This window comes from Mailhella sp. (assembly GCF_057866825.1).
Map to the genome: position 1 here is coordinate 1 of NZ_DBMAHT010000105.1, position 7,096 is coordinate 7,096.

The 7,096-nt window shown below is 57.9% G+C and carries 7 protein-coding genes and 1 tRNA gene; 1 reads left to right on the forward strand and 7 read right to left on the reverse strand.

The features are described from left to right. Window positions 1-133: 133 nt before the first annotated feature. Window positions 134-691, reverse strand: coding sequence for a recombinase family protein (locus ACZM96_RS08615; RefSeq protein ID WP_489488548.1), 558 nt, complete (start codon window positions 689-691; stop codon window positions 134-136). A 367-nt stretch (window positions 692-1,058) separates the two neighbouring features. On the opposite strand from ACZM96_RS08615, the gene ACZM96_RS08620 reads away from it, so the two are divergent. Further along, a tRNA-Leu gene (locus tag ACZM96_RS08620) sits at window positions 1,059-1,143 on the forward strand. 571 nt (window positions 1,144-1,714) lie between these two features. Here the strand turns inward: ACZM96_RS08620 and ACZM96_RS08625 are convergent. From ACZM96_RS08625 to ACZM96_RS08650, 6 genes are all read right to left on the reverse strand, one after another. Then, window positions 1,715-2,374 carry a GntR family transcriptional regulator gene (locus tag ACZM96_RS08625; RefSeq protein WP_489488549.1) on the reverse strand — a complete coding sequence of 220 codons (660 nt, stop codon included), beginning with the start codon at window positions 2,372-2,374 and terminating at the stop codon, window positions 1,715-1,717. 565 nt (window positions 2,375-2,939) lie between these two features. After that, window positions 2,940-3,995: a GTP 3',8-cyclase MoaA gene (gene moaA / locus ACZM96_RS08630; protein WP_489488550.1), complete on the reverse strand. Its 1,056-nt coding sequence runs from the start codon at window positions 3,993-3,995 to the stop codon at window positions 2,940-2,942. 4 nt (window positions 3,996-3,999) lie between these two features. Further along, complete coding sequence (gene moaCB, locus ACZM96_RS08635) at window positions 4,000-5,037, reverse strand: bifunctional molybdenum cofactor biosynthesis protein MoaC/MoaB (protein ID WP_489488551.1); 1,038 nt, start codon at window positions 5,035-5,037, stop codon at window positions 4,000-4,002. A gap of 14 nt (window positions 5,038-5,051) precedes the next feature. Next, window positions 5,052-5,507 carry an MOSC domain-containing protein gene (locus ACZM96_RS08640; protein WP_294484576.1) on the reverse strand — a complete coding sequence of 152 codons (456 nt, stop codon included), beginning with the start codon at window positions 5,505-5,507 and terminating at the stop codon, window positions 5,052-5,054. A 52-nt stretch (window positions 5,508-5,559) separates the two neighbouring features. Then, entirely contained in the window at window positions 5,560-6,192 is a 633-nt protein-coding gene (locus ACZM96_RS08645; protein WP_489488552.1) for an energy-coupling factor ABC transporter ATP-binding protein, read from the reverse strand. Then, window positions 6,189-6,884, reverse strand: a complete 696-nt coding sequence (locus tag ACZM96_RS08650) for an ABC transporter permease (RefSeq protein ID WP_489488554.1) — start codon at window positions 6,882-6,884, stop codon at window positions 6,189-6,191. The genes ACZM96_RS08645 and ACZM96_RS08650 overlap by 4 nt, the downstream gene beginning before the upstream one ends. Between the last annotated feature and the right edge of the window lie 212 nt (window positions 6,885-7,096).

The following is a 7,096-nucleotide window of genomic DNA, read 5'->3' on the forward strand; positions in this document are numbered from 1 at the left end:
GTTTTTATAGAAGATAAAGATTATGATTATTTAATAATATTTTACAACAAAAAAAATAAAACATCTTCAATAAAATAAAATGAATTTTGATAAAAAATAAACCGTAGGAGTATATACTCCTACGGTTTATTTTTTACTTTGAAAGATAATTATACACCGTTGCCCGGCTAATTCCATAAATTTTGGCTAAGTCCGTTGGTCTCGCCCCGGCGGCGTGCTTTGTACGCAGTTCATTAATGGTATCGGCGGATAACGTTGGTTTGCGTCCTACATTCCGATAGTGGCCTTTCGCTTTGGCGATAGCCACACCTTCGCGCACGCGATTAACGATCAGATTTCTTTCATATTCCGCTATGGCACCAAGTAATCCCAACATCAGATTATTGGTCGGATTATCAGCCTCCCCACTAAAAGAAAGATTTTCTTTCACGAACCGAATCGTTACCTTTTTTGCCGTAAGTGTGTTGATGATATTCATCAAGTCCCTAAGTGAGCGAGCCAATCTATCAAAACTATGAACGTACAGTTCATCACCTTCCCGGCAAAATTCAAGACAAGAAAGCAGTTCCGGACGGTTATTCATGGCCTTCCCGCTTATCTTATCACAAAAGACTTTATCAAGTTTAATATGGTCAAGTTGACGGTCTATATTTTGTGCCAAAGTTGAAACTCTTATGTATCCGATTTTCATTTTACCACCTTTATAATGTAATAATTCAAATCAAGATGTAAATTTGGTCTATATGAATTCTTAGATTCTGTCAATTAATTGAAAATTATATTATTTTTATACACATTTTGAACGATATTAGACCAATAAAATATTCTATAGTTTTTGTAGACAAATTTTATTATTGGCGTCCAGTGATTTTTTGTATATAATGGATTATATTAATTCATTATTTTTGATTTGGGAGCGAGGGAAAATATGATAATAATCTGATATAACTAAATTTTTTTATTTTTCTTTCTGTACCATACAAACGTATTTTAAGGCTTTGCGAATGATTTCTATTGAAATCGTTTGAAACACTTTGAAAAATCCAATTATTTCGGGTGCCCAGGTGGTGGAATTGGTAGACACACTATCTTGAGGTGGTAGCGCCGAATGGCGTGGGAGTTCGAGTCTCCCCCTGGGCACCATTATGAGAGCGAGAGCTGCAAGCCGAGGTTTGCAGCTCTTTTTTTATGCATTTTTTGCGCGTGCGTCAGGCCTGTTGCACGCGCGGCGCGTTTCGCGGAGCGATGCTTCCGTTGACGGCAGAGTCGGCATCCGCCCGGATGCAGAAAGCCGGGCATGGTTTGCGCTGTTTTCCCGGGGGGGGCGGATCAAGGGGCGTGCGTCGCTCCTGCAAGGTGAGCATGAGGGCTCGACGTCAATCTGATGGCGAACGCGCGCGGGCCATGTGCTGCCTTTGAGTTTCGATGCTGCCCGGCGTTTTTCAGGCGGATCGGCGATGTTCGGCGAAATTCCCGGCAATACGGCTGGTCTGACGGCGGGGTGCATCCTTTTGCTGCGGAAAACAATATGCGGAGCGCGGAAAACGTGCGGGCAACGCAGCGGAGAGAAGCGCTCTGGATGGAAGCGCAAAAGGGGAATCCGTTTGCCGCGGGTGGGACTTTTTTGAGCCATTGCCGCGCATGGAGCAGTGCCAATTTGTTTTCTGCCGGTGGTCTTCCAGGATTCGCCGGAAGATCGCGCGTCAGAGCCTTGTTACCAGCACTGTTTTCCCCGGCGTTCCATTTCCTTCTGTATCAGACGGAGCCCCATGAGGATGTTATTGGTCAGGCTCTCGCAAAGCCGGGCTTCGTCCTTTTTCTGAAAGGCGTCAAAAATTTCCCTGTGCTGTTCCAGCAGCGTTTTCTGATCCTGCGCGGCGTAGCAGCGGTGATGCAGAAATATTTCCACGTGATCCACAAGCGTGTCGGCCGTGTCCAGCAGATGCGGCATGGCCGAGGCCTTGTACAGCGCCGCGTGAAAGGCCCGGTCGGCGTGAAACAGCGTGGCGGAAGGCGCGGTTGATTGTTCCATGCCGCGCAGAATGTCCTCGATGTCGTCGCAGTGCTTTTCGTCGGCGTACTTCATGGCCTCGGTGGCCAGCAGACATTCCAGATGCACCCGAAGTTCATAGATATGCCGGATTTCTCGCACCGTGGGCAGCGGCGCGACAACGGCTCCCTTGTAGGGGAGATTGCGTATGAGGCCGGAGCGGTCGAGCCGCATGAGCGCTTCGCGTATGGGGCCCCGGCCGACATGGAGCTTTTCTTCCAGATCGGCCAGCACCAGACGTGCGCCGGGAAGCAGCTCTCCCTGAAGAATGAGCTCCCGGATGAGCTCGTAGGCCTGAAGCGATTTTACCGTGGAAGTTTTCATGCGCCACCTTGCCTGTCGGCATGCTCGTGCCCGTGCGGAAACGGGAATGTTCAGTCGAAGACCATGATACGCTATTTTTTGCCAAAAGGACATGCCTGTTCCGATGCTTCGGCAAAAGACGGTGGCTCGGAGCTCGCGCCGGGCCTTGCCGAATCGCGGAGGACGTGTCAAGCGCCGGATGCGCCCGGTCGCCGGTCGGGACGCGAAAGTCAGGGGAGCTGCTGGTCGGGGCCGGAAGATTGACGGCGCGGGGCAACGGCATCCGCGGTTCGGAAGTTGCGGCAGGCCGCGCAGGCAGAACGGGCGCGCGTGCGGGAATTGAGGACGCAAGGCGCGAGAGGGCGCGGGAGCCTGCGGCAGGCGTTGGGAAAAAGGCGCGTTGCTGATGACGTGATTGACGCAAGGCGCACGTCTTGCCTTGTTCGACGGAGGCATTTTGTCTGGGCGACGGAGCGTCTTGAGCGCGAGAAGGGCAAAAAAGTCGGCGCGCTCCGAAATTCAGGGCGCGCCGACGGAGGAAATCGGCATTGCGGTCTCGCGCCGGCGGTCGGCGGAGATGCAGTGCCTATCCGCCGATGGCGGACATGCGCTTGTGTGCCACGGGGCCGTTGCTTGCGGCAAGAATTTCCGCGCCCACGGGCTTGCGGGATACCGCGTCGATCATGATGCGGCGCACTTCCTCTTCGCCCTTGTCACGCAGGGCGTCCCGGATGGGATATTCCCTGTCGTCGAAAAGACAGGTGCGGATATTGCCTTCTGCCGTGAGGCGCAGGCGGTTGCAGGACTGGCAGAAGCTCTGCGTCACCGAGGTGATGAGGCCGAAGCTGCCCTTCGAGACGCGGCCTTCCGGCGTTATGAGCTTCCACAGCTTGGCCGGTCCGCGCTCTTCCGCCGTGTGGCCTTCGCTTTCCAGTCCGTCCTTGCGGCGCAGGGCCACGGGTTCAAGCCGCCAGTGCCTGCGGGCGCTTTCCAGAATATCGGCCGCGGGCCAGAACAGGTTGTTCGACCAGATGGTGGAATCGCCCATGGGCATGAACTCGATGAAGCGCACGTCCACGGGCCAGTCCATGGCCATGGCGGCCAGGGCGGGAAGCTCGTTGTCGTTGACGCCGCGCATGGCCACCGCGTTTATTTTGAGCGGAATGCCGAGTTCCAGCATGCGGTGCATGTTGTCGAGCACGGTGGGAAGCACGTCCCTGCCGGTGATGGACGCGTATTTGGCGCGATCGAGCGAGTCGAGGGACAGGTTGACCGATACGCCGAGCTCCTTGAGCGTGTCGAGCGCCGGAGCAAGCAGGGTGCCGTTTGAGGTGAGCTTGAGCGCCGTCTGCGGAAAGCGCCGGTGAATCTTGATGAGAAAGTCAAGAAAGCCCTTTCTGGCAAAGGGTTCGCCGCCGGTGAAGCGCAGCTTGTGGACGCCGAGCTTCACGGCGATTTCAATGATCTTTTCAATTTCTTCAAAGCGCAGAATGTTTTCGTGCGGAATGAAGGGCACGCTGTCGTCGCGGCAGTAGCGGCAGCAGAGATTGCAGCGGTCGGTCACGGAAATGCGCAGGTAGCGCACCGTTCTGCCGTGGGCGTCGGTGAGCGCGGCAGGGTAGTCTTCGTGCGGTTCTGCCATGAGGCTAGCTCCTTCCGCAGTCGCTCATGTCGCCGTTGAGCTTTTCCAGCGCGTGCGGCAGCACGGGCAGAAGCGCGGCGAGATTTTCCTGCGCGGCAAGACGGCTTCCGGGCAGGGCGATGAGCATGGTGCGCCCCAGCGTGCCCGCAAGGCAGCGGGAAAGCACGGCGCGCGGCGTGTGGGTGAGCCCTTCGGCGAACATGACCTGTTCAAAGCCGGGCAGACGGCGATCCAGCACGGGAATCAGGGCTTCCGGCGTGAAGTCGCGCGGCGAGAGACCGGTGCCGCCGGTGGTGACGATGAGTCCCCAGCCGGATGCGGCAAGATCCTTGACCAGCTTGCGCAGCGCCCGCGGATCGTCGGGCAGCAGGAAGAGCTGACGGCGGGCCGGAGAGAGCTCGGAGAGCATGTCGAGCAGGGCGGGGCCGCTTTCGTCCACGCGGTCGCCGGCGTAGCCCTTGTCGGAAAGGGTGATGCAGGCCACGGCAAGCCCTTCGCCCGTCCAGGCTTCGGGCGCGGGACGCGGCGCGGGCAGCGGCGTGTCTTCCACCTCGAAGAGCAGCGGATCGTCGGTCTTGAACAGGCCGCTCTTGCCGCCGGACTTGAGAATGAGGCGCACGTCGCGGATGACCACGTCCTTCTGCACGGCCTTGACCATGTCGTAGATGGTGGCCGCCGCCACCTGGGCCGCGACGATGGCTTCCATTTCCACGCCGGTGCGGCCGGACGTGCTGGCCGAGGCTTCGAGCAGCACGGAAGGCGGTTCGTCCTGCACCTTGAAGCGCACGTCGGCGTGGGTGAGGCCCAGCGGATGGCACATGGGAATGAGTTCCGAGGTGCGTTTGGCCGCCATGATGCCGGCCACCTGCGCCACGGTGAGCACGTCGCCCTTGGGCAGGGCCTTGGCCTTGAGCAGTTCCAGTGTGTGGGAATTGAGTTCCACCACGGCGCGGGCGATGGCGGTGCGTTTCGTTTCTTTTTTGGCGCTGACGTCCACCATGCGGGCGTTGCCTGCGGCGTCGATATGAGAGAATTCAGACATGGGAGCCTCGATGCCTACGCCTGGGGAAGAACCTGGGGGCGGAAGGTGATGCGGAAGCTGTCGCCGGGCTTGACCACGCCGCCCTTGAGAATGCGGCAGAACACGCCGCGCCGCGGCATGATGCAGTCGCCCACCTGCTGGCGGATGGCGCAGCCCATGTGGCATTCCTTGCCTATCTGGGTGAGCACGAGCTCGATGTCGTCGCCGATGACGAAGCGGGTGCCCACGGGGCAGGTGTAGAGTTCCACGCCTTCGGTGGTGATGTTTTCGGCGAAGTCGCCGGGATGCACGTCGGCGCCCATGGAGCGCATGTATTCAATGTCTTCCATGGCCAGCAGGCTGAGCTGACGATGGGTGCCGTCGGCATGGACGTCGCCCTCCACGCCGTGATTGGCCACCAGGGTCACCTGCGGCTGATTGATTTTCTTTTCCCCCTTGCGGGCACTCGTGGATACGGCAACGATACGCATGATATTCTCCATCCTTGCGGAAAACGGTTGGTTTTTTAGGTGACCGGGCCTTTCAGGGCCTTTCGTTGACAATGCTTATTTCCCGGGCTTCCAGAGCTGCGGGAAGGTCTCTGTCGTGCGTGGCGCACACGATGCTGACGCCCCGGCTGCGCAGAGTACGCACAACATTGAGTATGGCCTTTTCGCTTGCCGCGTCAACATTGGATGTCGGTTCATCAAGTAAAAGTACGGAAGGAGAGAGAATAAGACGCGAAGCAAGGGCGATGCGCTGGCGCTCGCCGCCGGAAAGTTCTCCCGGTCCGCGCGATGCCATGCCGTCGGGATCGGCGAAGCCCACGGCGAGCATGCTTTCCCTGTAGCCCTTGCGCTGCTGTTCCGCGTCGAGGCCGCGCAGACGCAGACCGAGCGTCACGTTCCAGAACACGGAAGCCTTCATGAGGTAGGGTTCCTGAAGCAGCAGGGTGATTTCCCGGCGCGGATCGGTCTGGCTTCCGGCGTAGAACAGGGAGCCGGACGTCGGTTTTTCCAGAAAGGCGAGCATGCGCAGCAGGGTGGACTTGCCGCTGCCGTTTCTTCCGGTGAGCGCCACGGTCTCTCCCTTTTCCATGCAGAAGTAGGGAAGACGCAGCGCGGTGATGTCGCCGTAGCGCTTGCAGAGATCGTGCGCCTCGAAAAGAATGTTCATGCGCGCCCCTTTTGTCTGAGCCAGGTCATGAGAAAGTTCACCAGAAAGGCGATGAACAGAAGCACGAGTCCGAGAGCTATGCCCTGCGCAAATTCGCCCTTGCTGGTTTCCAGCGAAATGGCGGTGGTCATGGTGCGCGTGGAATAGCGGATGTTGCCGCCGAGCATCATGGCCACGCCCACTTCCGTGACCACGCGGCCGAAGGCCGTCACGCAGACCATGCCGAGATCGTAGCGGATTTCGCGGATGGTGTGCAGGGCGAGCTGCGAGGAGGAGGCGCCGAGCGTGAGCAGGGTTTCCCGGCAGCGCCGGTCCAGATTTTCCACGGCCTGCGCCGTCCAGGAGACGACGATGGGCAGAGCAAGAATGCTCTGACCTATGACCATGCCGGGCACGGTGAAGAGCAGTCCGAACTGACCGAGCGGGCCGCGGTAGGTGATGAACACATAGACGACGAGACCGATGAGCACCGTGGGAAAGGCCAGGAGCGTATCGGACACGAGGCGTATGAACTTTTTGCCCGGAAAGTTGGTGTAGCCGAGCAGAAAGCCCAGGGGCAGCCCGAGAATGGTGGCAATGATGAGAGCGCAGCTCGTGGAGGAGAGCGTGGCTTCAATGGCGGAGAAGGTGGCGTCGTCCATGTGCAGCAGAAGGTCGATGGCCTTCTGCATGCCGTCGCTGAAATATCCCATGATGACCTGCGAGGAAAAAAATGGAAGGCGGGCCGGGAATCCGGCCCGCGGGTTGGCTTACTTGCCGGCGTTGGGGAAGAAGAGCTGCTTGCCTTCCAGCTGGTAGTCTTCAATGAGCTTCTGGGTCTTGGGGTTCACCCACCAGTCTTCAAACTTCACGGCCAGATCCTTCTTGACGTTGGGGCAGAGCTTGGGGTTCGTGGTGATGACGC